Source organism: Methylobacterium sp. J-048, assembly GCF_022829515.1.
Lineage (GTDB): Bacteria > Pseudomonadota > Alphaproteobacteria > Rhizobiales > Beijerinckiaceae > Methylobacterium.
Genome location: NZ_JAKSYL010000309.1, coordinates 1 through 24,983 on the forward strand (window position 1 = coordinate 1; position 24,983 = coordinate 24,983).

General features: G+C 70.5%; 21 protein-coding genes and 1 pseudogene. 14 read left to right on the plus strand and 8 right to left on the minus strand.

The annotated features are described in order from the left end of the window. Positions 1–215: 215 nt before the first annotated feature. Together MKL09_RS31800 and MKL09_RS31805 are read right to left on the minus strand one after the other, a co-directional pair. Complete coding sequence (locus MKL09_RS31800) at positions 216–1,244, minus strand: patatin-like phospholipase family protein (RefSeq protein ID WP_244025927.1); 1,029 nt, start codon at positions 1,242–1,244, stop codon at positions 216–218. 141 nt (positions 1,245–1,385) lie between these two features. Then, a complete protein-coding gene (locus MKL09_RS31805; RefSeq protein ID WP_244025928.1) occupies positions 1,386–2,645 on the minus strand; it encodes a sensor histidine kinase in 1,260 nt (419 codons plus the stop codon). 187 nt (positions 2,646–2,832) lie between these two features. On the opposite strand from MKL09_RS31805, the gene MKL09_RS31810 reads away from it, so the two are divergent. From MKL09_RS31810 to MKL09_RS31855, 10 genes are all read left to right on the plus strand, one after another. Beyond that, on the plus strand, positions 2,833–3,096 hold the full coding sequence (locus MKL09_RS31810; RefSeq protein WP_007560496.1) for a hypothetical protein: 264 nt from the start codon (positions 2,833–2,835) through the stop codon (positions 3,094–3,096). A gap of 566 nt (positions 3,097–3,662) precedes the next feature. After that, positions 3,663–3,884, plus strand: a complete 222-nt coding sequence (locus MKL09_RS31815; protein WP_244025929.1) for a DUF2945 domain-containing protein — start codon at positions 3,663–3,665, stop codon at positions 3,882–3,884. 121 nt (positions 3,885–4,005) lie between these two features. Continuing rightward, the gene (locus MKL09_RS31820; protein WP_244025930.1) at positions 4,006–4,506 is read left to right on the plus strand and encodes a (2Fe-2S)-binding protein; all 501 of its coding nucleotides are present in this window, start codon (positions 4,006–4,008) and stop codon (positions 4,504–4,506) included. Further along, positions 4,503–5,543 (plus strand): FAD binding domain-containing protein, encoded by a 1,041-nt coding sequence (locus tag MKL09_RS31825; RefSeq protein ID WP_244025931.1) that lies wholly within the window; start codon positions 4,503–4,505, stop codon positions 5,541–5,543. The genes MKL09_RS31820 and MKL09_RS31825 overlap by 4 nt, the downstream gene beginning before the upstream one ends. Before the next feature lie 11 nt (positions 5,544–5,554). After that, positions 5,555–7,813 carry a xanthine dehydrogenase family protein molybdopterin-binding subunit gene (locus MKL09_RS31830; protein WP_244025932.1) on the plus strand — a complete coding sequence of 753 codons (2,259 nt, stop codon included), beginning with the start codon at positions 5,555–5,557 and terminating at the stop codon, positions 7,811–7,813. Positions 7,814–8,434: 621 nt separating this feature from the next. Next, positions 8,435–9,400 carry a galactofuranose ABC transporter, galactofuranose-binding protein YtfQ gene (ytfQ, locus tag MKL09_RS31835; protein ID WP_409567032.1) on the plus strand — a complete coding sequence of 322 codons (966 nt, stop codon included), beginning with the start codon at positions 8,435–8,437 and terminating at the stop codon, positions 9,398–9,400. Between the two features lie 36 nt (positions 9,401–9,436). After that, positions 9,437–10,975, plus strand: a complete 1,539-nt coding sequence (locus MKL09_RS31840; protein ID WP_244025933.1) for a sugar ABC transporter ATP-binding protein — start codon at positions 9,437–9,439, stop codon at positions 10,973–10,975. Next, positions 10,975–11,946, plus strand: coding sequence for an ABC transporter permease (locus MKL09_RS31845; RefSeq protein WP_244025934.1), 972 nt, complete (start codon positions 10,975–10,977; stop codon positions 11,944–11,946). The genes MKL09_RS31840 and MKL09_RS31845 overlap by 1 nt, the downstream gene beginning before the upstream one ends. Continuing rightward, positions 11,946–12,959, plus strand: coding sequence for a galactofuranose ABC transporter, permease protein YjfF (yjfF, locus tag MKL09_RS31850; protein WP_244025935.1), 1,014 nt, complete (start codon positions 11,946–11,948; stop codon positions 12,957–12,959). Before MKL09_RS31845 ends, yjfF begins: the two co-directional genes overlap by 1 nt. Before the next feature lie 107 nt (positions 12,960–13,066). Continuing rightward, the gene (locus MKL09_RS31855) at positions 13,067–14,014 is read left to right on the plus strand and encodes a dihydrodipicolinate synthase family protein (protein WP_244025936.1); all 948 of its coding nucleotides are present in this window, start codon (positions 13,067–13,069) and stop codon (positions 14,012–14,014) included. A gap of 66 nt (positions 14,015–14,080) precedes the next feature. Here MKL09_RS31855 and MKL09_RS31860 read toward each other — a convergent pair whose 3' ends face one another. Both MKL09_RS31860 and MKL09_RS31865 read right to left on the minus strand, forming a co-directional pair. After that, on the minus strand, positions 14,081–16,510 hold the full coding sequence (locus MKL09_RS31860) for a membrane-bound PQQ-dependent dehydrogenase, glucose/quinate/shikimate family (RefSeq protein ID WP_244025937.1): 2,430 nt from the start codon (positions 16,508–16,510) through the stop codon (positions 14,081–14,083). Between the two features lie 146 nt (positions 16,511–16,656). Then, entirely contained in the window at positions 16,657–17,469 is an 813-nt protein-coding gene (locus MKL09_RS31865) for an aminotransferase class IV family protein (RefSeq protein ID WP_244025938.1), read from the minus strand. 74 nt (positions 17,470–17,543) lie between these two features. Here MKL09_RS31865 and MKL09_RS31870 point away from each other — a divergent pair, with 74 nt between their 5' ends. After that, positions 17,544–17,918, plus strand: a complete 375-nt coding sequence (locus MKL09_RS31870) for a MerR family transcriptional regulator (RefSeq protein ID WP_244025939.1) — start codon at positions 17,544–17,546, stop codon at positions 17,916–17,918. Positions 17,919–17,920: 2 nt separating this feature from the next. Here MKL09_RS31870 and MKL09_RS31875 read toward each other — a convergent pair whose 3' ends face one another. Continuing rightward, positions 17,921–19,192, minus strand: coding sequence for an efflux RND transporter periplasmic adaptor subunit (locus tag MKL09_RS31875; RefSeq protein ID WP_244025940.1), 1,272 nt, complete (start codon positions 19,190–19,192; stop codon positions 17,921–17,923). 266 nt (positions 19,193–19,458) lie between these two features. Here MKL09_RS31875 and MKL09_RS31880 point away from each other — a divergent pair, with 266 nt between their 5' ends. The 3 genes from MKL09_RS31880 (at position 19,459) to purD (ending at position 22,507) form a co-directional block, all read left to right on the plus strand. After that, the gene (locus tag MKL09_RS31880; protein ID WP_244025941.1) at positions 19,459–20,691 is read left to right on the plus strand and encodes an oxalate decarboxylase family bicupin; all 1,233 of its coding nucleotides are present in this window, start codon (positions 19,459–19,461) and stop codon (positions 20,689–20,691) included. A 135-nt stretch (positions 20,692–20,826) separates the two neighbouring features. Further along, the gene (locus MKL09_RS31885) at positions 20,827–21,135 is read left to right on the plus strand and encodes a hypothetical protein (protein ID WP_244025942.1); all 309 of its coding nucleotides are present in this window, start codon (positions 20,827–20,829) and stop codon (positions 21,133–21,135) included. Positions 21,136–21,229: 94 nt separating this feature from the next. After that, a complete protein-coding gene (purD, locus tag MKL09_RS31890; protein WP_244025943.1) occupies positions 21,230–22,507 on the plus strand; it encodes a phosphoribosylamine--glycine ligase in 1,278 nt (425 codons plus the stop codon). Between the two features lie 48 nt (positions 22,508–22,555). On the opposite strand, the gene MKL09_RS31895 is transcribed toward purD, so the two are convergent. From MKL09_RS31895 to MKL09_RS31905, 3 genes and pseudogenes are all read right to left on the minus strand, one after another. Then, entirely contained in the window at positions 22,556–22,780 is a 225-nt protein-coding gene (locus MKL09_RS31895) for a hypothetical protein (protein ID WP_244025944.1), read from the minus strand. 82 nt (positions 22,781–22,862) lie between these two features. Then, positions 22,863–24,632, minus strand: coding sequence for a gamma-glutamyltransferase (gene ggt, locus MKL09_RS31900; protein ID WP_244025945.1), 1,770 nt, complete (start codon positions 24,630–24,632; stop codon positions 22,863–22,865). Positions 24,633–24,863: 231 nt separating this feature from the next. Further along, positions 24,864–24,983, minus strand: a pseudogene (locus MKL09_RS31905) (aminocyclopropane-1-carboxylate deaminase/D-cysteine desulfhydrase family protein); the annotation flags it as partial.

Consider the following 24,983-nt stretch of genomic DNA (forward strand, 5'->3'; position numbering starts at 1 on the left):
CCTGGAGCCCCCTCCCCGGCCCCTGGCGGATGCCCGGAACGCGCTCTCCTCCCCCTTGCGGGGAGGAGTTGGAGGTGGGGGTGGCTCAGAAGGTACCGGAGCGCCTGATCCTGCACCACCCCCACCCCTGCCCCTCCCCGCAAGGGGGAGGGGAAACGCACAGTGCTTCAAGCGCTTACTGCCCGATGCGACGAGTGAATCCCGTGACCCTGCCCTCAGGGCGCGATCGCGGCCTCCAGGGTCTGCAGGCTCGAATCCGCGCCGATCGCGTGGCCGGATTCCGCCAGCCAGCGCTCGGCCGTGGCGCGGCCGAGGTCGCGCAGGGCGCCGATCGTCGACCAGCGGGTGTCGAGCTTGCTGATCTCGCCCCCGGCCAGCTCGCAGGGCGCCTGGAGCAGGTGGATGTTGATGTCGGCGATGGCGCGCATCCGGGTATCCTGCGTGTCCGTCTCCCTGGCGTAGCGCTGCAATTCGGTCAGCGCCTTCAGGTCGCGCATCAGGCAGGCGTTGAAGCTGATGTCGCTGACCCGCCCGGCGATCTCGGAGGGCAGCAGGCCGATCGCGTCGGTGACGAACGGGGTCAGCTGCAGGACGATCAGGTCGGTCGCGCCGTGGCCGTTGAACACCAGCGGCTCCAGGGCCGGGTTGGCGGCATAGCCCCCGTCCCAGTAGCGTCGGCCGTCGATCTCCACCGGGGCGAACAGCTCCGGCAGGCACGAGGACGCCATCAGCGCCTTCAGGGTGACCTCGGGGCCGGTGAACAGCCGCGCCGCCCCGGTGAGGATGTCGGTGGCCGACACGTAGAGCGGCACCCGCTCCTGTCGGGCGACGGTCTCGAGGTCGATGCTGGCGCGCACCACCGCCTGGAACAGGTGCATGTCGCGCAACGTCGGCAGGAACGGCGAGACATAGGCCGAGGCCTCGCGGAACAGGGCCAGGGACCGGGCGACGAACGGGTCCAGGAACGGGTCGAAAGTGGTCCCGAACCCCTCGAAGCCGCGCAGGGGCGAGCGCTCGGCGGTGGCCCGCCACAGCCGCTCCAGGGCCTCCCGGCCGCCGTCGTCGCCGCCAGTGGCGAGGCCCGCCACCAGGGCGGCGCCGTTCAGCGCGCCGGCGCTGGCGCCGCTGACCGCGACGATCTCGATATGCTCCTCCAGCAGCCGGTCGATCACCCCCCAGCCATAGGCCCCGTAGGAGCCGCCCCCCTGGAGCCCGAGGGCCACGCGCGGTTTCATCTGTGCCATCGTCCCTGTTGATCCTGCGCGCGTGGGCATCATCCCGAAAGGCGGTTGTCGGCTATCGGGTGATGCGACATGAAAGACCCTGCGCCGGCGGCAACGCGCCTGCCTGCCGATCGCTGCAACCCCCGCGACCTGTCCGCCCGGTCAGGTCGCCAGCGGGACGTCGAGCCGGAAGCAGGCGCCCTGCCCCGCCTGCGGCACCGTGAGGGTGCCGCCGAGCTGCCGGGTCAGGCTGCCGACCACCCGCATGCCGAGGCTCTTCGAGGCGCGGCCGATCTCGAAATCCGCCGGCAGCCCGACGCCGTCGTCGGCGACCTCGACCACCAGGGTGTCGAGTGCGCGCTCGGCCCGGACCCGGATCGCGCCGCCGTTCGGATGGGTCTCGGGCGGGTAGGCGTATTTGAGCGCGTTGGTGACGAGCTCGTTGACCAGGAGCCCGATCGGGATCGCCCGGTCGGCCGAGATCCGCTGCGCCGCCGCCGTGCAGGTGAGGGTCTGGCCCGGCGCGCCGCTGGCGAGGTTGGCCACCAGCTTCTCCAGGAACGGCGCGAGGTCGAGCTCCCCGGGCACGCCCTCCCCGTCCCCGGCCTTCTCGCCGGCCCGGTCGTCCTGCCGCCAGAGCTGGTCGTGGACGCCGGCGATCGCCTCGACGCGGCTGCGCGCATCCGACAGGGCCGCCTGCACGGCGGGCTCCGCCTCGGCGGCGCGGGCCTGGAGAGCGAGCAGGCTCGCCACGATGGCGAGGCTGTTCTTGACCCTGTGGCTCATCTCGCGGGCGAGCAGGTCCTGCCGGGCGAGGGCGGCGCGCAGCAGGCTCTCGGTGCGCTGGCGCTCGATGGCGCCGCCGAGCAGGTTGGCGAAGCCCTGCATGAAGGCGATGTCGGCCGTCTCGAACATGCCCTCGCGGGTGTCGTCCACCTCCAGCACCCCGAAGGCGCCGTCCCGGTTCTCGATCAGCACGTTGATCGCCCGGCGGATGCCGTGGTCGGCCATGAGCTGGGGCGTGCGGAACCGGGTCTCCTCGGCGAGGTGGTTCGAGATCACCGGCCGGCCGGTCTTGAGGGCGAAGCCCGCCGGGGAGGCGAGATCGGCCCCGACCCGGGCCTGCCCGATCACGTCCGGCCCCCAGCCGACGCCGGCGCGCACCAGCAGCGTGTCCTCGCCGCGGCGGTATTCCAGCGCCTTGCAGAACTCGGCGCCCATCCCCTGCGCGCACAGCTCCGCGGCCCGCTGCAGCAGGTGGTCGACGTCGGTGCCGCGCAGGGCCTCGACCCCGAACTCGGACAGGATCACCTGCTGGCGCAGGCGGTAGCCGAGATCGGGCGGCGCGAGACCCGGCGCGGCAGGATCCTCGGGCGCGTTGGGGCTCGGTTCCACTTCGGTCTGATCGCGTGTCGCAGTCATGAGGGCGGCAGAGTAGCAGGAAGGCTGTCGCGGGGCGAAGCGGGCTCACCGGTCCGGCGAACCCCCGCCGGCGCCGCCATCGTCGCACCGGATCGTCGCACCGGATCGTCGCACCCCTGCCCGCTCCCGGACCCCGTCGGCGGCGGGCGGCGTTCCGTCAGTCCAACCCGTCTCGATGGAGGGCTCGATGGCCGACGATGTGAACGGACTCTCCGACAAGGCGCTCTCGATCTTCGCCTTCGCGGCCTATCACCGCCTCGTCAGCGGCGAGCGGGTCACCTCGGTCATCCGCAAGGACGGCGCGGGCCACGAGGCCGACCCGGCGGGCGTGAAGGAGCTGGAGGAGCGCGGCCTCGTCACCGCCGGCGAGACCGACATCGACCTCGGCGACACCGCGCAGGCGACCGTGGAGGCGATGGTCGCGGCGTTGCGCGGGGAAGTCGGGCGCTGAGGCCTGATTGCCACGTGTCGGAGTGACTCTTCGATCGGTGATAGAGCGGTCGCCGTATAGATGCCCACGTCATTCCGGGGCGCCGCAGGCGAGCCCGGAATCCAGAGCCTCTGAAGGTGCAGGACTTCGCACCACCTGCGTTTCTGGATTCCGGGCTCCGCTTCACGGCCCCGGAATGACAGGGTGGGTGTTCGAATGTCGGTACAAGTGCTGATCAAGTGGGAGAACTAGGCCTTCCCTCACCATCATCCCCCGCCGACGGGAAGCGGTCAGCGAGAGCCCGGTCCGCGGCGTCCAGAGCCGCATCGATCTCGGCCTCGCTGACCTGACCACCGGTCGCGATGGAAGCGTCCAGGGTCTCGCGCAGGGCCCGAATCCGCGCCTCACGGTCCGCGCGTGAAAGATCCATGGCGCCACCCTCCTCAGGATGCCCGGCAGGATACCAGAGATCGCGCCGTCCGGGGTACCCCGCCGTGCCCGGGCCTGCGGCATCCCGGCCGTGGAAGCCCGGGAACGCCGCCGCCCGCGGCGGCCTTCTCCCGCACCGACAAGGATGGAGCGCGCGGATGAGCAAGGCGACCGTGAAGACCGGCGACGACGTCACCTACAAGTGGGGCAAGGGCACCGTCGAGGGCGAGGTGACCAAGGTCCACACCAAGGACGTCGAGAAGACGATCAAGGGCAACACGGTCAAGCGCGAGGCCTCGAAGGACGAGCCCGCCGTCGAGATCGAGACCACGAAGGGCAAGACCGTTCTCAAGTCGGTCTCCGAGGTGACGGTCAAGTAAGCCGATCCGCGCAAGCGCACCGGTCTGTGAGGTGGCGCACATAAGACCCGCCCCGGGCCTCGTCGGGGGCGGGGTGCCGGCTATCTGTAACGGTTCCAGCCTTTGCCAGCCGGGACCCAGCATGACCATTCCCCTCAGGCTCACCCTGAACGGGCAGGCCCGTGAGATCGCCCTCGACGATCCGCGCGTCACCCTCCTCGACCTCCTGCGCGAACGGCTCGGCCTGACCGGTGCCAAGAAGGGCTGCGACCGCGGCCAGTGCGGCGCCTGCACGGTGCTGGTGGACGGGCGGCGGATCAATGCCTGCCTGACGCTCGCCGTGAGCCTCGACGGCGCCGAAATCCTGACCATCGAGGGGCTGGCCGAGGGCGACCGGCTGCACCCGGTCCAGGCCGCCTTCATCGCCCATGACGGCTTCCAGTGCGGGTTCTGTACCCCCGGGCAGATCATGAGCGCGGTCGGGCTGATCCGCGAGGGCCAGGCCGGCACCGATCCCGAGCGCATCCGCGAGGGCATGAGCGGCAACCTCTGCCGCTGCGGCGCCTATGCCGGCATCCTCGACGCGGTGCAGGAGGCGTCGCGACCCACCGGACAGGTCGAGCACCGGGAGGACGCGGCGTGAGGAACTTCGACTACATCCGCCCCGCGAGCCTGCCGGAAGCCGTCGCGGCCGGACAGCAGCCCGACACCGCCTATCTCGCCGCCGGCACCAACCTGGTCGACCTGATGAAGGGCGGCGTCACCGCTCCCGCCCGGATCGTCGACATCACCCGGCTGCCGGGTCTGTCCAGCATCGAGCAACTGCCGGACGGCGGCACCCGGATCGGCGCCCTGGTGCGCAACAGCGACCTCGCGCACGACCCGGCCTTCTCCAAAACTTACCCGATGGTGGCCGAGGCCCTGCTGGCCGGCGCCTCGGCCCAGCTGCGCAACGCCGCCACGGTGGGCGGCAACCTGATGCAGCGCATCCGCTGCCCGTTCTTCACCGACGCGGTCTCGCCTTGCAACAAGCGCGAACCCGGCTCCGGCTGCGCGGCGCTCGGGCACGCCACCCGGATCCACGCCGTCCAGGGCTGGAGCGAGCAGTGCATCGCCACCAACCCGTCCGATTTCTGCGTGCCCCTCGCCGCCCTCGATGCCGTGGTCGAGATCGCCGGGCCGGACGGCGCCCGGGAGGTGCCGCTGACCGCGTTCCACAACCTGCCCGGCAACCACCCGGAGCACGAGACGGCGCTCCGCCCGGCCGAGCTGATCACCGCCCTGCGGCTGCCCCCGGAGGCGGCGTCGTTCCGGGGCCACGCCCGCTACCTCAAGGTCCGCGACCGCACCTCCTACGCCTTCGCGGTGGTCTCGGCGGCGGCGGCCCTCACGTTCGACGGCGAAACGATCGGGCGGGCCCGGCTCGCCTTCGGCGGGCTGGCGCTCAAGCCCTGGCGGGTGGAGGCGGCCGAGGCCGCGCTCGCCGGCCAGGCACCCTCCCCCGAGGCCTATGGTCGGGCCGCCGCCCTGGCGCTGGACGGCGCCAAGCCCACCGGTGAGGCCAACGCCTTCAAGATCGAGCTCGCCCGCCGCGTCGCGGTCCGGGCGCTGACGCTCGCGGCGGCCGGCACCCCCGCCCGGATCCCGGCCCTTCCCGCCTCCCCGTTCGGCATCGTCTGAGGACAGACCGCATGACCGCGACCGCCACACCCCTGAATCCCGCCGCCGGCACCCGCCACGGCTCCAGCATCGGCCAGCCGCTGACCCGGCGGGACGGCCCCCTCAAGGTGACCGGCCAGGCCCGGTTCTCCGCCGACAATCTGCCCCCCGGCACGCTCCACGCGGCGCTCTGCGTCGCCCGGATCGCCAAGGGCCGGGTCACCGGCCTGAACCGGTCCGCCGCCGAGGCCCATCCCGGCGTCGTCGCGGTGATGACCCCGGAGAACGCCCCGAAACTCGCCCAGGACCCGGACGCCAAGGCCGGGCCGTTCATCTTCCGCCTCGACCTGCTGCAGAACGACCGGGTCCGCTACGCCAACCAGCCGATCGCCGTGGTGATCGCCGAGACGCTGGAAGCCGCCACCGAGGGCGCCCGGCTGCTGGCGCCGACCTACGCGGCTGAGACGCCCCGGATCGGCCTCGACGCGGGCAACGTGTTCACCCCGGATTCCGTCGGCGTCGGCGCGCCCCCGGCCGAGAGCGACGGCGACGTCGAGGCGGGCCTGGCGGCCGCGTCCAGCACCATCGCGGCCACCTACGAGACGCCGGCCCAGTACCACAACGCCATGGAGCCGCACGCCGCCCTGGCTCAGTGGGACGGCGACCGGCTGACCCTCCACATGCCGACCCAGGGCCTGGCGATCTCGCAAGGTAGGCTCGCCGGGCTGTTCGGGATCCGGCCCGACGATATCCACATCGAAAGCCCCTATCTCGGTGGCGGCTTCGGCTCGAAGGGCGTGCCCTCGGGGCCGCAGGTGCTGGCCTGCATGGCGGCCCGGATGGTCGGGCGGCCGGTCAAGCTGGTGCCGACCCGCTCGCAGATGTACGGCCCGATGGGCCATCGCGGCCCGACCCGGCAGACGCTGCGGCTCGGCACCGACGCGGCCGGCAAGCTCACGGCGCTCGACCACCACATCCTCACCGCCTCGTCGAGCTTCGACGACTTCTTCGAGCCGGCCGGTCGGGCGACCAGCACCCTCTACGCCAGCCCCGCCATCGCCATCCGGCACGAGGCGGTGCGGCTCGATACCGGCACGCCCCTGTTCATGCGCGCGCCCGGCGAGGCCACCGGCAGCGTCGCCCTGGAGAGCGCGCTGGACGAGATGGCGCACGAACTCGGCATGGACCCGCTGGAGTTCCGGCTGGCCAACTACGCCGAGGTCGAGCCGATCACCGGCAAGCCGTTCTCCTCCAAGGCCCTGCGCGAGTGCTACCGGCGCGGCGCCGAGGCGTTCGGCTGGGCGGGCCGCCCGCTTCAGCCCCGCCAGACCCGGGACAAGGACGGCTTCCTCGTCGGCATCGGCATGGGCACCGCCACCTTCCCGGCCCTGATCTTCGAGGGGATGGCCCGGGCCGAGATTCGCGCCGATGGCACCGGCACGGTGGAGCTCGGGGCGATCGACATGGGCCAGGGCGCCTGGACGGCTTTGGCCCAGATCGCCGCCGACGGGCTCGGAATCGGCATGGAGGCGCTGACCTTCCGGATGGGGTCTTCCGATCTTCCGAATGCCGGCATCGCGGGCGGCTCGGGCCACACCGCCACCGCCGGCAACGCGATCCACGCGGCCGCCCAGGACGTGATCGCCCAACTGGCCAAGTTGGCGACCGACGATCCCGCCTCCCCGCTCTACGGCGCCGGCAATGCCGGCGTCACCGCCGCGGGCGGGCGCCTGACCCGGCGCGACGACCCGAGCCGCAGCGAAGCGTTCGCCGACATCCTCAAGCGGGCCGGGCGGGCCAGCATCGAGGGCCAGGGCAAGGCCGGGGCCGACCCGGCGGCCCAGAAATCCTACGCGATGCACGCCCACGGGGCGGTCTTCGCCGAGGTGAAGGTCGACCCCGATCTCGGCCAGATCCGCGTCAGCCGGCTGGTCGGCGCCTTCGCGGCCGGCCGGGTGATCAACCCCAGGCTGGTCCAGAGCCAGTATTACGGCGGGATGATCTGGGGCCTGTCCTTCGCCCTGCACGAGCGGGCCGAGATGGACCCGCGCACCGGACGCTTCCTCAACGACAACCTGGCCGAGTACCATGTGCCGGTGAACGCCGACATTCCCGCCATGGAGGCGATCCTGGTCCACGAGGACGATTCCGTGGTGAACGCCCTCGGGGTGAAGGGCGTCGGCGAGATCGGCATCACCGGCACGGTCGGCGCCATCGCCAACGCGGTCTGGCACGCCACCGGCGTACGGGTGCGCGAGATGCCGATCACCCTGGACAAGCTCCTGGGCTGAGCCTGGCGGGCCGGACGGATTCTTGCCGTCCGGCTCCCTGCTTCCGACGGCTCGAACGACGAGAACCCTGCCCGGTCGGGCAGGGTTTTTTTGTTTGCCGAGCCGCTTGCCCCGACTGAGGGATGGCCCAGGCCCGCGGTTTGGAAAGAAGGTAGCCCCAGAGAAGCTGCGCCCTCCCCCGCAGAGGGGGGAGGGAGATCCGCGTGGGTCCCATTCGGCCCTTCGTAAACTCATACAATTATGTCACCGAGGAACTGCCGGCTCGGCGAATCACTTACCCGCCACCCGTCGGCAAGCTGGCACGTGCGCGCCAACCCATCTGCCGACTCGCGCGACGGCAAAGGCGAAAGGCGCGCCTCGGAAACCCGATGCGGAAGCACGGCCTCCATCCTTCAGAAATCACGTAACGATAACAAAGGTCTAGGATAAGGTGCTGTTTCCCCGGGCGTGCTGCCGCTGTTCCGGCGCGAAGAGCGCCGGCGCCCTCGCCTCGCCCACAGGCCCGGTGACCCCCAGGGATGCGTTGCGAGACCGGCTGTTCAACACGCCACGCATATGTCATACATATATTGACCGATCGCTCTGAAGAGGCGGCGGACGCATTCAAATGGGGGGACGTCGATGAGAGGGACCATTTCCATCAAGGCCATGCTCGCGGGCGCGATTTTCGCGTGGGCCGGCGGGGCCCAGGCCGCTTCGCTGACCGTCGGGTTCTCGCAGATCGGTTCCGAATCCGGCTGGCGCGCCGCCGAGACGACCGTGACCAAGGACGAGGCCAAGAAGCGCGGCATCACCGTCAAGATCGCCGACGCGCAGCAGAAGCAGGAGAACCAGATCAAGGCGATCCGGTCCTTCGTGGCGCAGGGGGTCGACGCGATCCTGCTCGCGCCCGTGGTCGCCACCGGCTGGGATTCCGTGCTCAAGGAAGCCCGCGACGCGAAGATCCCGGTGATCCTGCTCGACCGCGACATCGATCCCGCCGGCAAGGACCTCTACCTGACCGCCGTCACCTCCGACAGCGTCGAGGAGGGCCGGGTCGCCGGCAACTGGCTGGCCAAGACGGTCGGCGAAAAGCCCTGCAACGTGGTCGAGCTCCAGGGCACGGTCGGGGCCAGCGTCGCCACCAACCGCAAGAAGGGCTTTGACGCCGCCCTCGCGCCCCACGCCAACCTCAAGCTCGTGCGCAGCCAGACCGGCGACTTCACCCGGGCCAAGGGCAAGGAGGTGATGGAGAGCTTCATCAAGGCCGAGGGCGGCCGCTCGATCTGCGCGGTCTACGCCCACAACGACGACATGATGGTCGGCGCCATCCAGGCGATGAAGGAGGCCGGCCTGAAGCCCGGCAAGGAGATCCTGACGGTCTCGATCGACGCGGTGCCCGACATCTTCAAGGCGATCGCCGCCGGCGAGGCCAACGCCACCGTCGAGCTCACCCCCGATATGGCCGGCCCGGCCTTCGACGTGCTCAAGGCCTATAAGGACAAGGGCACCGTCCCGCCGAAGTGGATCCAGACCGAGTCGAAGCTCTACACCGCCGCCGACGACCCGCTGAAGGTCTACAACAGCAAGAAGAACCTCGGCTACTGACGCACCCCGCGTCGCTCGACCTCTGCGATCGTCATCGTGTCCGATTCAATCCTGCTCACCGTCCGCGGGCTCTCGAAGAGCTTTGCCGGGCACCAGGCCCTCGCAGGGGTCGACTTCACCTTGCGCCGGGGAGAGATCCACGCCCTCCTCGGCGAGAACGGCGCCGGCAAGTCGACCTTCATCAAGACCCTGACCGGCGTCGTCCGGCGCGATGCCGGCGAGATCTGGCTCGAGGGCGAGCCGATCGCCCCGCGCTCGGCGGAAGCCGCGGCGCGGGCGGGCATCGCCACGGTCTACCAGGAGGTCGGCCTGCTGCCGAACCTCACCGTGGCGCAGAATCTGTTCCTCGGCCGCGAGCCGACGCGGTTCGGCCTCGTGCGCACCGGGGAGATGCGCCGGCGCGCGACCGCGCTGCTCGCGGATTTCGGCCTGTCGATCGATGTCGGCGCGCCGCTCGGCCGCTACCCGGTGGCGGTGCAGCACCTCGTGGCGATCGCCCGGGCGGTCGACCTCTCGGCCCGGGCGCTGATCCTCGACGAGCCGACCGCGAGCCTCGACACCCATGAGGTCACGGTGCTGTTCGGCGTGATGCGTCGCCTCGCCGAGCGGGGGATCGGCATCGTCTTCGTCACCCACTTCCTGGAGCAGGTCTACGCGATCACCGACCGGATCACGGTCCTGCGCAACGGCCGGCTGGTGACGGAGCGCGAGACCGCGCGCTTCCCGCGCCTCGAGCTGGTGCACACGATGCTCGGCCACGACCTCGCCGAGACCGAGGCACGGGCCGAGCAGGCGGACCGGCCGTCGCGGGACGAGGCCGGGACGCCGGTCCTGCAGGCCGAAGGGCTCGGCAAGGCCGGCTACCTCCAGCCCGTCGACCTGGCCGTGGGCAGCGGCGAGGTCGTCGGCCTCGCCGGCCTACTCGGCTCCGGCCGGACCGAGACCGCCCGCCTGCTGTTCGGCGCCGAGCGGGCCGATCGCGGCCGCATCCTGCTCGACGGCAAGCCGGTCCGGATCGCCGGCCCCCGGGACGCCCTGCGCCACCGGTTCGGCTACTGCCCGGAGGAGCGCAAGACCGAGGGCATCGTCGCCGACCTGACCGTGCGGGAGAACATCGTGCTGGCCCTCCAGGCCCGGCGCGGCCCGTTCCGGCCGCTGGGCCGCGCGGCCCAGGACAAGATCGCCCGCGATTTCGTCACAATGCTCGACATCCGGCCGCCCGATCCGGAACGGCCGATCGGGCTCCTGTCCGGGGGCAACCAGCAGAAGGCCCTGCTGGCGCGCTGGCTCGCCACCGAGCCGCGCCTGCTGATCCTCGACGAGCCGACACGCGGCATCGATGTCGGGGCCCATGCGGAGATCATCCGGCTGATCCGCCGGCTCTGCGACGAGGGGCTGGCCCTGCTGGTGATCTCCTCGGAGCTGGAGGAGATCGTGACCTATTCCGACCGGGTGATCGTGATGCGCGACCGTGCCCAGGTGGCCGAGCTCGCCGGCAGTGCGGTCGACCTCACCGCCATCCTCCGGGCGATCGCCGCCGAGGCGGCACCCGCACCGGTTCCGGAACCCGCCTGATGCGCGTCCTTCGTTCAGGAGCGCCCCAGCTCCTCGCCTTCGCGGCCGTGCTCCTGGCCGACCGGCTCGCCTCCCCGCAATTCCTCGCGGTGCATCTCCAGGACGGGCGCCTGTTCGGCAGCCTCGTCGACGTGTTCAACCGCGGCGCGCCGGTGGCGCTCCTGTCGCTCGGCATGGTGCTGGTGGTCGCCACCGGCGGCATCGACCTGTCGGTGGGCGCCGTGATGGCCATCGCCGGCGCGGTCGCAGCGAGCCTCGCGGACAGCTACCCCCTGCCGGTGGTCCTCGCGGCCGCCCTCGGCACCGGGCTCGCCTGCGGGCTGTGGAACGGGTTTTTGGTGGCGAGCCTGCGGATCCAGCCGATCGTCGCCACCCTGATCTTGATGGTCGCCGGCCGGGGCATCGCCCAGCTGATCACCGAGGGGCGCATCGTCACCTTCGCCTCGCCGGATCTGGCCTTCCTGGGCGGCGGCGCGCTGCTGGGGGTGCCGATGCCGGTGGTGCTGGTCCTCGGCACGCTCCTCCTGACCCTCGCCTTGGTGCGCGGCTCGGCGCTCGGCCTGATGATCGAGGCGACCGGCGGCAATGCCCGCGCCAGCGCGCTCGCCGGCATCGACACCCGGTCGGTGACGGTGGCGGTCTATGCCTGGAGCGGCCTCTGCGCGGCGCTCGCCGGCGTGGTCGCGGCGGCCGACATCCTGGGGGCGGACGCCAACAATGCCGGGCTGTGGTTGGAGCTCGACGCGATCCTGGCCGTGGTGGTCGCCGGCTCGTCCCTGCTCGGCGGGCGGTTCAGCCTGTGGTTGGCGGTGCTCGGCGCCTTCATCATCCAGACGATGAACACCGGCATCCTGCTCTCCGGCCTGCCGCCGGAACTGAACCTCGTGGTCAAGGCCGCGGTGGTGCTGGCGGTGCTCCTCGTCCAGTCGCCCCGCCTGTCGGGCCTTTCCCTGCTGCTGCGGAAGCCGTGATGAGCCGCAACCTCCCGGTCCTGGTCGCCGCGCTCCTGTTCGCGGCCGGCTACCTCCTCTGCGCGACCCAGTTCCCCGCCTTCCTGACCACCCGGGTCGTCGGCAACCTGCTCACCGACAATGCCTTCCTGGGCATCGTCGCGGTCGGCACGACCTTCGTGATCATCTCCGGCGGCATCGATCTCTCGGTCGGCTCCGTGGTCGGCTTCACCACGGTGTTCCTGGCGCTGGCCATCGACCGCTGGGGGATCCCGCCGCTCGCCGCCTTCGGAATCGTGCTCGGGGCCGCCGCCCTGTTCGGCGCCGCGATGGGCGCGCTGATCCACGTCTTCGAGATGCCGCCCTTCATCGTGACCCTGGCCGGCATGTTCCTGGCCCGGGGCGCCGGCTTCCTGCTCTCCACCGAGTCGGTCCCGATCAATGCGCCGCTCTACAGCGCAGTCGCCGACCTGTCCCTGAGCCTGCCCGGCGGCGGGCGGCTGACCCTGACGGCCTGCGTGATGCTCGCCGTGTTCCTGGTCGGCGGGGTGCTGCTCCACGCCACGCGCTTCGGCGCCACCGTCTACGCGCTCGGCGGCAGCCGCCACACCACGGGGCTGATGGGCGTGCGGGTCGGGCGCAACACGATCGCGATCTACGCCCTGTCGAGCCTGCTCGCGGCGCTGGCCGGGATCGTGTTCTCCCTCGACACCGCCTCGGGCACCCCGCTCTCGGCGGTGGGCGTCGAGCTCGACGCCATCGCCGCCGTGGTGATCGGCGGCACGCTGCTCACCGGCGGCCAGGGCGGCATCCTGGGCACGTTCCTGGGCGTCATGATCGGCGGCCTGATCCAGACGGCCATCACCTTCGACGGCACCCTGTCGAGCTGGTGGACCAAGATCGCCACCGGCCTGCTGCTCTTCGCCTTCATCGCCCTGCAGCAGGGCTCGGTGGCTTTGGCCGGGCGCCCCGGCCGGGCCGCCCGCCCCCGCCCGGAACAGCCGGTCGGCCGGCCGGCGGAGGCCCGCCCCTGACGGGATCGGATCTTTTTGGCAAAGCCGCGACCACCTTTCGGATGGATGCCCTATGATCCCCGCCCGCGCGGCCGCCTCCTTGCCGCGCGACGGAGGACAGGACCGGCATGCCCCTCACCAGCGATCTCCGCGGCGTCGTGCCGATCGCCCCGACGCCGTTCCACCCGGACGGCCGGATCGACGCGGTCTCCCTCGACCGGATGACCGATTTTTTCGGGGCTTCGGGGGTCGATGGCCTGACGATCCTCGGCCAGCTCGGCGAGGCCGGCAAGCTCGACCATGACGAAGGGCTCGCCGTCGCCAAGCAGGTCCTTGGGCGCACCCGCCTGCCGGTGATCGTCGGCGTGACGGCCCCGGGCTTCGCGGCCATGCGGGCGCTCGCCCGCGAGGTGATGGCGATGGGCGCGGCCGGCGTGATGATCGCGCCGCCGAACACCCTGCGCACCGACGATCAGGTGGTCGGCTATTATCGGAATGCCGCCGAGGCGATCGGGCTGGACGTGCCCTTCGTGCTTCAGGACTACCCCCTCACCTTCTCGGTCCAGATGACGTCGGGGGTGATCCGCCGGATCGTGTCCGAGAACCCGTCCTGCGTGATGCTCAAGCACGAGGACTGGCCGGGGCTTGAGAAGATCTCGACCCTGCGCGGCTTCGAGGCGGACGGATCGATGCGCCACATCAGCATCCTGGTCGGCAATGGCGGCCTGTTCCTGGACTTCGAGACCGAGCGCGGCGCCGACGGGGCCAATACCGGCTACGCCTTCCCGGAGATGCTGGTCGACGTGGTCCGCCTCGGCCGGGCGGGGGAGCGCGACGCCGCCCACGACCTGTTCGACGCCCACCTCCCCTACCTGCGCTACGAGCAGCAGCAGGGCCCGCTGGGGCTCGCGGTGCGCAAATACGTCTTCCAGCGCCGGGGGATCTTTGCGTCCGACGCCCAGCGCAAGCCGTCCCAGGCGCTCACCCCGCAGGCCAAGGCCGAGGTGGAGTACCTGCTGGCCCGCCTCGCCCGCACGGATCCGCGGGCAAGGCTCCTGGATGCACAAGGTCTGTGACCTGTCAGGGCTCCGCCCTGACGACCCGCCAAAGGGCTGAGCCCTTTGGAAACCCCATCCGGGCGCTCAGTCGAGCCGGTAGGCGATGACCGAGTCGCCCGGCGTGGTGCCGAGCGAGCCGTGGCCGCCGGCGGCGATCACCACGTATTGCTTGCCGTCCTTGCCCCGGTAGGTCATCGGCGTCGCCTGCCCGCCGGCCGGCAGCTTCATGGTCCAGAGGGTCTCGCCGGTCTGCATGTCGTAGCCGCGGATCAGGTCGTCCAGGGCGGCGCCCGCGAAGGCGACGCCGCCGGCCGTGGTCAGGGTGCCGCCATGGGCCAGCATGCCCATCTCGAACGGGATCGGGAACGTGACGCCGGCGACCTTCTGGCCGGCCACGGTGCCGTTGCGGTGCTTCCAGGCGGTGGTGCCGTCCGCGAGGTTCACCCCGACCCGCACGCCCCAGGGCGGCGCGTTGCAGGGCACGCCGAGCGCCGAGCGCATATGGGCGATCGACACCGCGTAGGGGCCGCCGAGATTCTCGTTGCCGGGCTTCGAGTCCGGGTCGGTCGAGAACAGGCGCTTGTTCAGCTCGCCTGCTTGGCGCCGGTACAGCTGGTAGATGTAGGGCAGGTATTGCGGGGTCGCGATCATCCAGTGGTTGACCGGATCGACGGCGACCGAGCCCCAGTTGAACACCCCGATATTGCCCGGCCACACGAGCGAGCCTCCCGAGGCCTGCGGCGGCGTGAACGGGTTGCCGTCGTAGCGGTTCGACCGGAACGTGATCCGGCACTGGATCTGGTCGAACGGCGTCGTGCCCCACATGGCGGCTTCGGTCAGCGGGGCCGGGGTGAAGCGCAGCGCCGACATCGGCTGCGTCGGCGACAGGGTCTCGCCCGGGATGTCGGTCTCGGTGGAGACCTTCACCTGCTCCACCGGCACGATCGGCTCGCCGGTGCGGCGATCCAGGACCCAGACGTTGCCGATCTTGGTCGGGATCAGGATCGCCGGCACCGCGGCACCCTTGTGCGGCAGGGTCAGCAGCACCGGCTGGGACGGGTTGTCCCGGTCCCACAGGTCGTGCGCCGCGGTCTGGAACTTCCAGATCAGCCGGCCGGTCTTCAGGTCGAGGGCCGCCAGGGCGTCGATGAAGGCCTCGTCTTCCTTGGAGCGGGACACGCCGACCTGGTCGGGCGACCGGTTGCCGAACGGCACGTAGACCTGGCCCAAGCCCTCGTCGGCCGCGAGCTGGGTCCAGGCCACCGCCGAGTTCGGCTCGTAGAGCTCGCCGGCTTTCAGCGGCGCGGTGTCGTCGGGCTTGCCGGCGTCGAACTTCCACACGATCGCGCCGGTGCGCACGTCGTAGGCGCGGATCGCCCCCGACGGGTTGGTCGCGTAGTAATTGTCGGCGATGGCGCTGCCGAGGATCACGAGATCCCGGGTCACCAGCGGCGCCGAGGTCTGCTGGTAGGTCGCCCGCTGCAGGCCCGGCATCTGCGCCTTCAGGTCGACCGCGCCATCGGTGCCGAAGCTCCTGCAGGGCGCGCCGGTATCGGCGTTCAGGGCGTAGAGCTTGGCGTCCACCGAGGCCGCGATGATCCGGCGCGGGCATTCGGCGATTGCCGCCACGACCGCCTGGGCGGTGGCCGGATCGGTTTCGGCCGGCGCCACGTACGTCGCGGAGTCGTTGTAGGACACGCCGCGGCAGGTCTGGTGCTGGTACTGGGCGTCCCGCTGCATCTTGGGATCGAAGGACCAGACCACGCGGCCGGTCTCCGGCTCCAGGGCCCGGACGATGCTGTGCGGGGTGCAAAAATACAGCAGCCCGTTCACCTTAATGGGTGTCGCCTCGAAGGTGTATTCCTTCGAATCCCTGCTGTCGCCCTCGCGCAGGTCGCCGGTGTGGTGCTCCCAGGCGACCTTGAGGCCGCGGACGTTGCCGGTGTCGATGTCCTTCAGCGCCGAGTAACGCTGGCCGAGATTGGTGCCGCCATACGCGACCCAGTCATCGGCCGGATAGGCGACGCCGCTCGGATCGACCGCTGCGTTCCCGGCCTGCGCGACCTTCGGCAGGCTGCCCTTCGTCTCCACCGGATCGACGAACCAGGCTGCGACGCCGAGGATCGCGAGAAGCGCCACCACGACGCGCAGCGCCAGCGGACCGTTCCGCAGGCCAGGCGCCCAGGGGCTTTTCGGCGCGTTCCGCAGGCCCCCGGGCACGAACGGCAGGGACAGCAGCAGGCCGAGGAACAGGATCAGCGCGCCGCGTGGAATCCATTGCCACTTGTCGAAGCCGACCTCCTGGATCGTCCAGGCGAAGGCGGCCGCCAGGGTGAGCGCGTAGAGCCAGAAGCCGCTCTGGCTGCGCCGGGCGAGCTGGATCCCGGCGGCGAGCAGGCCGAGGCCGATCCAAACGTAGAATGCCGATCCGCCGACCGCCGCAAGCTTGTATCCGAAGCCGATCAGAGATAAACCAAGTATAGCAGTCAGAAATCCCAGAAGTTTGACCGCCATCGTGATAAAATCCGCTCTCATGATCCGGACGAAGAGGATGGATCTAGGGGCGGCGCCTGGCGAAATACGCGTGCGTGCCCCGAGTCGCGCGGTTTATCTTCGCTGTAGCTGGCCCCAAGCTGTGCGATGCACCACGGCTGCCGGGCTCAGATCGGAAGCAGGGCCTCGGCACGGTAGGCGCGCTGCAGCAGGGTGACGAGCGCGTCCGATTGCGGGAACGTCGCCGCACCGATCGCGCTCACCGCGACGGCAGGCGTCCAGGAGTTCATCACGACGCAGCCGTTCAAAGCCCCCAGCGCGTCCAGCCGAACCGGTGCGCTGCGCTGGACGATCCCCAGCGCGGAGAGCTGTCGCCGCAGGATGCCCATCGTGATGCCGGGCAGCAGGTCCGCCTCCGGCCAGATCACGGCCTCGCCGTCCCAGAAGGCTAGGTTCCAGATCGTCGCCTCGCTGATCCGGCCCGTGCGGTCGATGAAGAGCGCGTCGTCGCAGCCCTGCGTCACCGCCTCGCGGAGGAAGTAGGTCTTGGCGGATTCGCCGACATGCTTGATCCCGGGACGCCAGCGCTCGTGTTCGACGGCAGCCAGCCGCATGGGCCCGACGGGCCCGTCCGAGGCCGGGCCGGTCCGAATGAGGATGCTCGGATCGGAAGGGTCGCCGACGGGCGTGAACTCGCCGCGGCGTGAGAACAGGATGGCGGTCAGCGACATCGCCGCCGGCCCCCGCATGACGGCGTCGCGGATCGACCGCCGCACGGACTCGTCCGACCGTGCCCGACCGAACAGGGCCAGAGAGGCCGACCGCAGGCGGTCCAGATGCAGGTCGAAGCCCCGGACCCGGCCGTCACGCACCTGCAGGGCGGTGAAATGGGCAAAGCCCGCGAATGCGAGCGGGGCGAGGTCGGACGCATTCGCGATCCGATCCTCGATCAGCGTTTGAAATTGAGCGGTCTGACGCATGGGCTTGCTCCCGCGTGCTTCACGTCGGCTAGCCCCGGCCGTAAACCGTGTCAGCGCTGTCAGGGTCAAGGGCGATGCGGATCGGCGAGCTGTCACGACGGTCGGGCGTCAGCATCCGCATGCTGCGCTTCTATGAGGCGGAAGGACTCCTGAGGCCGGGCCGGACGGCGTCCGGCTACCGGGACTACGGTCGGGATGAGGAGGAAGCTGTTTTCCGAATCACCCTGCTTCGCGCAGCCGGCATGACGCTGCCGGTCATTCGCGATTTTCTCCCCTGTGCCCTGGATGCGAGAGGCGCGTTCGAGCCGTGCGACGAGCTGCGGATGACGGTGCGTCGCCAGATCGGCCGCGTCGATGATCGCATCGAAAGCCTGAAGCGGAGCCGGGCGGCGTTGGAGGTGATCCTCGCTCAGCTCACGCTGCCGGAGACCCGGGCGCCGGCCTCATGACCTCACGTCCCGGCCTTGCCCTCGGGTTGCAGGGCGACCGCGTCGCCGTCGCGCAGCGAGGCCGGCGGCCCGACCACGACCTGCTCGCCGCCGCTCAGGCCGGTGCGCAGCTCCAGCACCGTCCCGGTCTGGCGGAAGATCGTGACCGGGCGCATCCGCACCACCTGGCGCCCGTCCTGGCCCGCCTCCACCACCGCCACCCGGGTTCCGGCCTGGTCGAAGATCAGGGCGTCGTTCGGAACCGACACGGCGGGGGCGACCCGCGGGATCGCGAGCGTCAGGGTGATGTACAGGCCGGCCTGCAGGGCGCCGTCCGGGTTGGGGATGTCGACCTGCGTCACCAGGGTGCGCGAGGCGTAGAGCAGCGTGGACGACGAGCGGGAGACCCGGCCGGGGAAGACCTTTCCGGGGATCTGCGCCACCTCGGCCTTGGCCTCCAGGCCGTCGCGGATTCCGTCGGCGGCGTAGAGCGGCACGTTCACGGCCATGCGCAGCACGTCGTCCCGGGCCAGGGTCAGCAGCGGCGGGCCGGTGTTGGTGTCGGCCGTGACCGCGTCGCCGACATCGGTGTTGCGGGTGGTCACGACCCCGTCGAAGGGCGCGCGGATCTCCTCGAAGCCGGTCAGGACCTTGAGCCGGGCGACCTGGGCCTCCTGGGCGGCGATGTTGGCCTCCGCGACCTTCACGGCCGCCTTCACGGCGTCGACGTTGGCGGTCTGGGCCAGCACCCCGGCCTGCGAGGTATCGGCGTTCTGCCGGGTCTCGGCGCCGCTGCCGGCGAGCGTCGAGGTCCGGCGGTTGGTCACGTCCGCGAGGTGACGGTTGGCCTCGGCCTGATCGACCATGGCGCGGGCCTGGATCAGCGCCGCCTGCAATTGCAGGATCTGCGACTGCGCCTGGACGAGCTGCTGGTCGAGATCGGGGGCGCTGATCCGGAACAGCAGGTCGCCCTTCTTCACGTGGGAGCCGATGTCGACCGTGCGCTCGACGATGTAGCCGGTGGCCCGCGGGTAGAGGCTCGCCGTGTCGAAGGCCTGGGTGGTGCCGGTCTGGGTCAGGCTCAGGGTGTCGGAGGCCCGCTGGGCCTTGGCCACCCGCACGGTCTGGGGTTTGGCTTCGGCGGACGGCGGCGGGCTCGCCGCCCGGGACGGGTCCGGCCAGTGGCGGTAGCCCAGGAGGCCGACCCCCGCCAGCGCCAGCAGGCCGACCCACAGGCGGCCGCTTCGCGCGGGGCCGCCGGCCTCGCCCGCCGCTGAACTGTCCCGGTCCGCCATCCTGGTCCTCGGGTCGCGCTGCGCGTCCTGCGCCGCCAGCCGACCGGCCAGGACACATTCAAGATCGTATTCAATTCATAGACCACGCCCGGGGTCCGGGCGAGATGCCGCAGCGCACGATCATGTGCGGGATCCTCCGGTGACCCGGCCGGTTACCCCCCGCGACGGGGCAGGATGTCCGCCCCTGTTTCCATGCGCGCTGGCGCCGGACCGGCCCCCGCTTCGGCGGTGCGCGACCGAATGCTCGAGAAAGCAACCGAGACACCATGACCGAGATCTCCCGGCGTTCCATGATCGCCGCCGCCGGCGGTGCGATGATGGCGTCCCCTGCCCTGGCGCAGACCGCTACCGCCCCCCTCGCCGCCCCCCTGCCCCAGCGCGGTTCGAAGGGCGCCGACATCCTGGGCCCGACCAACGACCCACGGGCCGCCGAGGAGCCGTTCACCCAGGCCCCGCCGGCCACCGACCACGGCACGATGCCGAACCTGAAATGGTCGTTCAGCGACAGCCACATGCGGCTGGAAGAAGGCGGCTGGGCGCGCCAGACCACGGTGCGCGAGCTGCCGATCTCCAAGGCCATGGCCGGGGTCAACATGCGGCTCAAGGCCGGCGTGGTCCGCGAGATGCACTGGCACAAGGAAGCCGAGTGGTCCTACATGATCAAGGGCAAGGCCCGGATCACCGCGGTCGACCAGGACGGGCGCACCTTCGCGGACGATGTCGGCGAGGGCGACCTCTGGTACTTCCCGGGCGGCATCCCGCACTCGATCCAGGGGCTGGCGGCCGACGGGATCGACGGCTGCGAGTTCCTGCTGGTGTTCGACGACGGCGGCTTCTCGGAGGATTCGACCTTCCTGCTGACCGACTGGCTGGCCCACACCCCGAAGGACATCCTGGCCAAGAACCTCGGCGTGCCCGAGAGCGCGCTGGGCAAGATCCCCGAGAAGGAGCTCTACATCTTCCCCGGGCCCAAGCCGGGCCCGCTCTCGGCCGACCTCATGGGCGGCGCCGGCCAGATCCCGAAAACCTTCAGCCACCGGATGCTGGCGCAGGAGCCGATCCGCACCAAGAGCGGGCGCGTGCGGATCACCGATTCCACGGTGTTCCCGGCCTCGGCGACGATCGCGGCGGCGCTGGTCGAGGTCGAACCCGGGGGGATGCGCGAACTGCACTGGCACCCCAACGGCGACGAGTGGCAGTACTACCTCTCGGGCAAGGGCCGGATGACGGTGTTCGGCTCGGAATCGAAGGCCCGCACCTTCGACTACCAGGCCGGCGATGTCGGCTACGTGCCCTACGCCATGGGCCACTACATCGAGAATACCGGCGACACGACGCTGACCTTCCTGGAGATGTTCAAGAGCCCGCGCTACGCCGACATCTCGCTGAACCAGTGGCTGGCGCTGACCCCGCATCCCCTGGTGCAGGCCCATACCGGGCTCGATCCCAAGCAGATCGACGCCCTGTCGCCGGTCAAGGCGCCGGTCGTGCCGGGTTGACGCGGCCGAAGCGCTCGCCGACGAAGTGGATGCCGGTTCGGCGTCAGCGAGCGCGTCACCATAACGCTTGGAACTTGATCGAGCCTCGATGCGTCGATGAGATGGACAGTATTCAGGCCTGATACGGAGAGACCGATGCGCGCCCTCGCCCGCGCGTTCCTCGCCCTGGCGCTCGCCCTCCCGGCGGGCGCCGCTGGGGCGCAGGTGCAGCCGAACGACCCGAACGCGGCCAATTCCTCGTTCGCCCTGCAGAGCCAGATCCGCACGCTCAACCAGCAGCGGGTCACCGACTACAACACGTTGAACCAGCAGTTCCAGCGCAACGTCCAGTTCCAGCCTCACGCGCCGTATTATGGCGTCTACGGCGGGCGCCGGGTCGGCCGGCACGGGATCGCGCGGGCGCCCCGGGGCGGGCTCAACACCAGCGTGTGCATCGGCTGCTGAGGCTCACGGGTCCGGGCATAGCGGGGACAGCCCGAAAAAAACCTTTTCCCGTCCGCACGCTTGGCCCAGAAGCAGGGCCCATGGTGGCGCGCGCATGAACATTCTGCTGATCGGCTCGGGGGGACGCGAGCACGCGTTGGCCTGGCGCCTGGCCAAGAGCCCGCTCTGTACCTGCCTGTTCACGGCGCCGGGCAATCCCGGCACCGCCCGGCACGGCACCAACCTGCCCGATCTCAAGGTTACCGACCACGCCGCGGTGGCGGCCTTCTGCGCTGCCGAGTCCATCGGCCTCGTGGTGGTCGGCCCCGAGGCGCCGCTGGTCGCCGGGCTGGTCGACGACCTGAAGATCGCCGGGATCCGCACCTTCGGGCCGACCCGCGACGCGGCGCGGCTCGAGGGCTCCAAGGGCTTCACCAAGGATCTCTGCGCCGCCTGCGGCATCCCCACCGCCGCCTTCGCGCGCTTCACCGCCCTGGAGCCGGCGCTCGCCTATGTCCGCCAGCAGGGCGCCCCGATCGTCGTGAAGGCCGATGGGCTGGCCGCCGGCAAGGGCGTCACCGTCGCCGAGACCCTGGACCAGGCCGAGGACGCCCTGGCGTCGCTGTTCGAGGATCCCGGCGCCGAGGTGGTGGTCGAGGAATGCCTGTTCGGCGAGGAGGCGAGCTTCTTCGCCCTGTGCGACGGCACCCGGGCGATCCCGCTGGGCACCGCGCAGGACCACAAGCGCGTGTTCGACGGCGACCGCGGTCCCAACACCGGCGGCATGGGTGCCTATTCCCCGGCCCGGGTGGTGACCCCGGAGATCGAGGCCCGGGTCATGGCCGAGATCATCCTGCCGACGCTGGCCGGCATGCGGGCGCGGGGCTGCCCCTTCACGGGCATCCTCTACGCCGGCCTGATGCTCACCGCGGACGGCCCCAAGCTGATCGAGTACAACACCCGCTTCGGCGATCCCGAGGCGCAGGTGCTGATGCCGCGCCTCGCCTCCGACCTCGTGCCGGCTCTGCTCTCGGCGAGCGAAGGTGACCTCTCCGGGGTCACGCTCGAATTCGACCCCCACCGGGCGGCGCTCACCGTGGTGATGGCGGCGGCCGGCTATCCGGGCACCGTGGTCCGGGGCTCGGTGATAAGGGGCGTCGAGGCGGCCGAGGGCGACGGCGTGTTCGTGTTCCAGGCCGGCACCCGGGCCGAGGACGGGCAGCTCCTGGCCGATGGCGGCCGGGTGCTGGCGGTGACGGCGCTCGGCGACAGCGTCACCGACGCCCAGGACCGCGCCTACGCGGCGGTCGCCCGGATCGACTGGCCGGAGGGCTTCTGCCGCCGGGACATCGGCTTCCGCGAAGTCGCCCGGGAAGCCGCCGACCAGGGTTGAGAGCTAGGACAGCGATTGACACGCACGCGCAGCCATCTCGAAAGACGGCTATTTATCTGACTCGGCAATTCTCATGCCATCGGCAATAACGTTAGTAAATTGATCCCAATTTACAGCGGTGTTTGAGATTCCCCTATGAAAGCTTACCTCAAGCGCACCATTGTCTGAAAACCAAATATCTAACAATATATTTTCCTCATGAACCAATTCGAAAATAGCATATTTGCGATTTATATCAGTTGCCTTGCGCCAGCGGGCTTTCGAAAAGGGCATTTCGACTTCTCAATTGATTGAGATAGCATTACGACACCCATTGTATCGTAGATTTGGAGTTGTCGTTAATCAAGCCGCGTTCCTACTCCCCCACCGCCGCCCCGGCCGGCCTCCGGTTGTCGTTGGCGCCGTAGAGCAGGCCCGGGCGCATCCGCTCCGTGCGCGTGGCGTCGTTGCCCGAGGAGGCCGCATCGGCGGCATCCGGCACGGCGGCGCGGACCGCGATCAGCTCCTGCGCGCCCCAGGGTTTCTGCTCGACGATCGTGTGGCCCATGCCCCGCAGGATCGCTTGCGTGTCCGCCGAGAGCGCGAACGGCTCGGCATAGACCGTGTCGGGCAGCCATTGGTGATGGATGCGCGGGGCGTCCACCGCCTCCTGCGGCTCCATGCCGAAATCCAGCATGTTGATCAGCGTCTGGGCGTTGATCGTGATGATCCGCGAGCCCCCCGGCGAGCCCGCCACCAGGGCGACCTTGCCGTCGCGCAGCACGAGGGTCGGCGCCATCGACGAGAGCGGGCGCTTGCCCGGCGCGATCGCGTTCCGGGCGCCCTGGACCAGGCCGAACAGGTTCGGCACCCCGGGCTTGACGGTGAAATCGTCCATCTCGTCGTTGAGGAAGAACCCGGTGTCGCCGGCCATCACCCCGGCGCCGAAATAGCCGTTGATCGTGTAGGTGAGCGAGACCGCGTTGCCGGCCTTGTCCATCACCGAGATGTGGGTGGTCTCGGGCTTCTCCTGCGGGAGGTTTTCGGGGGCCGGGCGGATCTCGGCGGACGGGGTCGCCCGGTCCGGCCGGATCGTGGCCCGCTGCTGCTCGGCGTAAGCCCGCGACAGCAGCTGCGCCACCGGATTGGCGCCGAAATCCGGGTCGCCCAGCAGGATGTTGCGGTCGGCATAGGCGCGCCGCATCGCCTCGACCATCAGGTGCACGGTCCGGGCGGAATTGAAGCCGGCCGCCCGCAGGTCGTAGCCGTCGAGGATGCTCAAGATCTCGCAGAGCGTCGTGCCGCCGGACGAGGGCGGGGGCGCCGACAGGATGGTGGCGCCCCGGTAGCGACAGGTCAGCGGCTCGGATTCGGTCACCGTGTAGGCGGCGAAGTCGGAAGCCGTCAGCAGCCCGCCCCCGGCCCGGGACGCCGCCTCGACCTGGCGGGGAATCGCGCCCTTGTAGAACGCGTCCGAGCCGCCTTCGGCGATGGCCTGGAGGGTGCGGGCGAGGCCGGCCTGGACCATCCGGTCGCCGGGCCGCCAGGGGCTGCCGTCCGGGCGCAGGAAGACCTGCGCGACGTTGGCCTGCCCGGCGAACAGCTTCGTGCCGGATTCCAGGATGTCGGTGTCGCCGCGGGTGAGCACGAAGCCGTCCCGGGCGAGCGCGATCGCCGGGGCCATCACCCGGGCCAGCGGCAGGGTCCCGTATTCCGCGAGCGCGGTGTTGAGGCCGAGCACGGTCCCGGGCACGCCCGCCGCCTTCCAGCCGCGCAGGCTCGCGCCTTTGACGACGGTGCCGTCGGCGTCGAGATACATGTCGCGGCTGGCCGCCCCGGGGGCTTTTTCGCGAAAGTTGACGAAGCGGCTTTTTCCGTCGGCCCGGTGCAGGACCAGGAAGCCGCCGCCGCCGATATTGCCGCAGCACGGGTTCACCACCGCCTCGGCATAGGCCACCGCCACCGCGGCATCGATGGCGTTGCCGCCGGCCTTCAGGATGTCGGCGCCCACCTGCGAGGCCAGGCGCTGGGACGACACCACCATGCCGGTCTCGGCCTCCACGGCCGGGCCCGAGGCGGCCTGCGCCCCGGGGCCTCCGAGGCTGACGAGAAGCCCGAGGAGCAGCGCGCGTGCCGGTGCGATCATCCAGGCTCTCTTCGATCCGGGTCCGGCGCTGCCATATAGGGGATCGTGCGCGAGAGTCGCGGCTCCCAACCACAACCTCATCGTGAGGTGCCGAAGCGCAGCGAAGGCCTCGAAAGCGGGCTCCAGGAGTCTCGCGATTCCGGGAGGGCTCCTTCGAGGCCCGGCGATCGTCGATCGCCGGGCGCCTCAGGATGAGGGGGGGTGATGGGAGTTGCGCTTGGCCGACCGGCCTCATCCGTTGCGGAACGTGTAGCTGGAGCCGTTCAGCGCCGGCGCGCCGCCGCGATGGGCGTAGAGCACCTTCGAGCCCTTCGGGAAGAACCCCTTCTTCACGCGGTCGATAGATCGTAC

What these genes read in the sequence shown, in the direction of transcription:
- purD (WP_244025943.1), top strand. Translation starts at nt 21,230, where the DNA reads ATGAACATTCTGCTGATCGGCTCGGGGGGACGCGAGCACGCGTTGGCC.
- MKL09_RS31870 (WP_244025939.1), top strand. Translation starts at nt 17,544, where the DNA reads ATGCGGATCGGCGAGCTGTCACGACGGTCGGGCGTCAGCATCCGCATG.
- ytfQ (WP_409567032.1), top strand. Translation starts at nt 8,435, where the DNA reads ATGAGAGGGACCATTTCCATCAAGGCCATGCTCGCGGGCGCGATTTTC.
- MKL09_RS31815 (WP_244025929.1), top strand. Translation starts at nt 3,663, where the DNA reads ATGAGCAAGGCGACCGTGAAGACCGGCGACGACGTCACCTACAAGTGG.
- MKL09_RS31845 (WP_244025934.1), top strand. Translation starts at nt 10,975, where the DNA reads ATGCGCGTCCTTCGTTCAGGAGCGCCCCAGCTCCTCGCCTTCGCGGCC.
- MKL09_RS31855 (WP_244025936.1), top strand. Translation starts at nt 13,067, where the DNA reads ATGCCCCTCACCAGCGATCTCCGCGGCGTCGTGCCGATCGCCCCGACG.
- MKL09_RS31810 (WP_007560496.1), top strand. Translation starts at nt 2,833, where the DNA reads ATGGCCGACGATGTGAACGGACTCTCCGACAAGGCGCTCTCGATCTTC.
- MKL09_RS31875 (WP_244025940.1), bottom strand. Translation starts at nt 19,192, where the DNA reads ATGGCGGACCGGGACAGTTCAGCGGCGGGCGAGGCCGGCGGCCCCGCG.
- MKL09_RS31805 (WP_244025928.1), bottom strand. Translation starts at nt 2,645, where the DNA reads ATGACTGCGACACGCGATCAGACCGAAGTGGAACCGAGCCCCAACGCG.
- MKL09_RS31800 (WP_244025927.1), bottom strand. Translation starts at nt 1,244, where the DNA reads ATGGCACAGATGAAACCGCGCGTGGCCCTCGGGCTCCAGGGGGGCGGC.
- yjfF (WP_244025935.1), top strand. Translation starts at nt 11,946, where the DNA reads ATGAGCCGCAACCTCCCGGTCCTGGTCGCCGCGCTCCTGTTCGCGGCC.
- MKL09_RS31830 (WP_244025932.1), top strand. Translation starts at nt 5,555, where the DNA reads ATGACCGCGACCGCCACACCCCTGAATCCCGCCGCCGGCACCCGCCAC.
- MKL09_RS31895 (WP_244025944.1), bottom strand. Translation starts at nt 22,780, where the DNA reads ATGCCCTTTTCGAAAGCCCGCTGGCGCAAGGCAACTGATATAAATCGC.
- MKL09_RS31860 (WP_244025937.1), bottom strand. Translation starts at nt 16,510, where the DNA reads ATGGCGGTCAAACTTCTGGGATTTCTGACTGCTATACTTGGTTTATCT.
- MKL09_RS31885 (WP_244025942.1), top strand. Translation starts at nt 20,827, where the DNA reads ATGCGCGCCCTCGCCCGCGCGTTCCTCGCCCTGGCGCTCGCCCTCCCG.
- MKL09_RS31865 (WP_244025938.1), bottom strand. Translation starts at nt 17,469, where the DNA reads ATGCGTCAGACCGCTCAATTTCAAACGCTGATCGAGGATCGGATCGCG.
- MKL09_RS31880 (WP_244025941.1), top strand. Translation starts at nt 19,459, where the DNA reads ATGACCGAGATCTCCCGGCGTTCCATGATCGCCGCCGCCGGCGGTGCG.
- MKL09_RS31820 (WP_244025930.1), top strand. Translation starts at nt 4,006, where the DNA reads ATGACCATTCCCCTCAGGCTCACCCTGAACGGGCAGGCCCGTGAGATC.
- ggt (WP_244025945.1), bottom strand. Translation starts at nt 24,632, where the DNA reads ATGATCGCACCGGCACGCGCGCTGCTCCTCGGGCTTCTCGTCAGCCTC.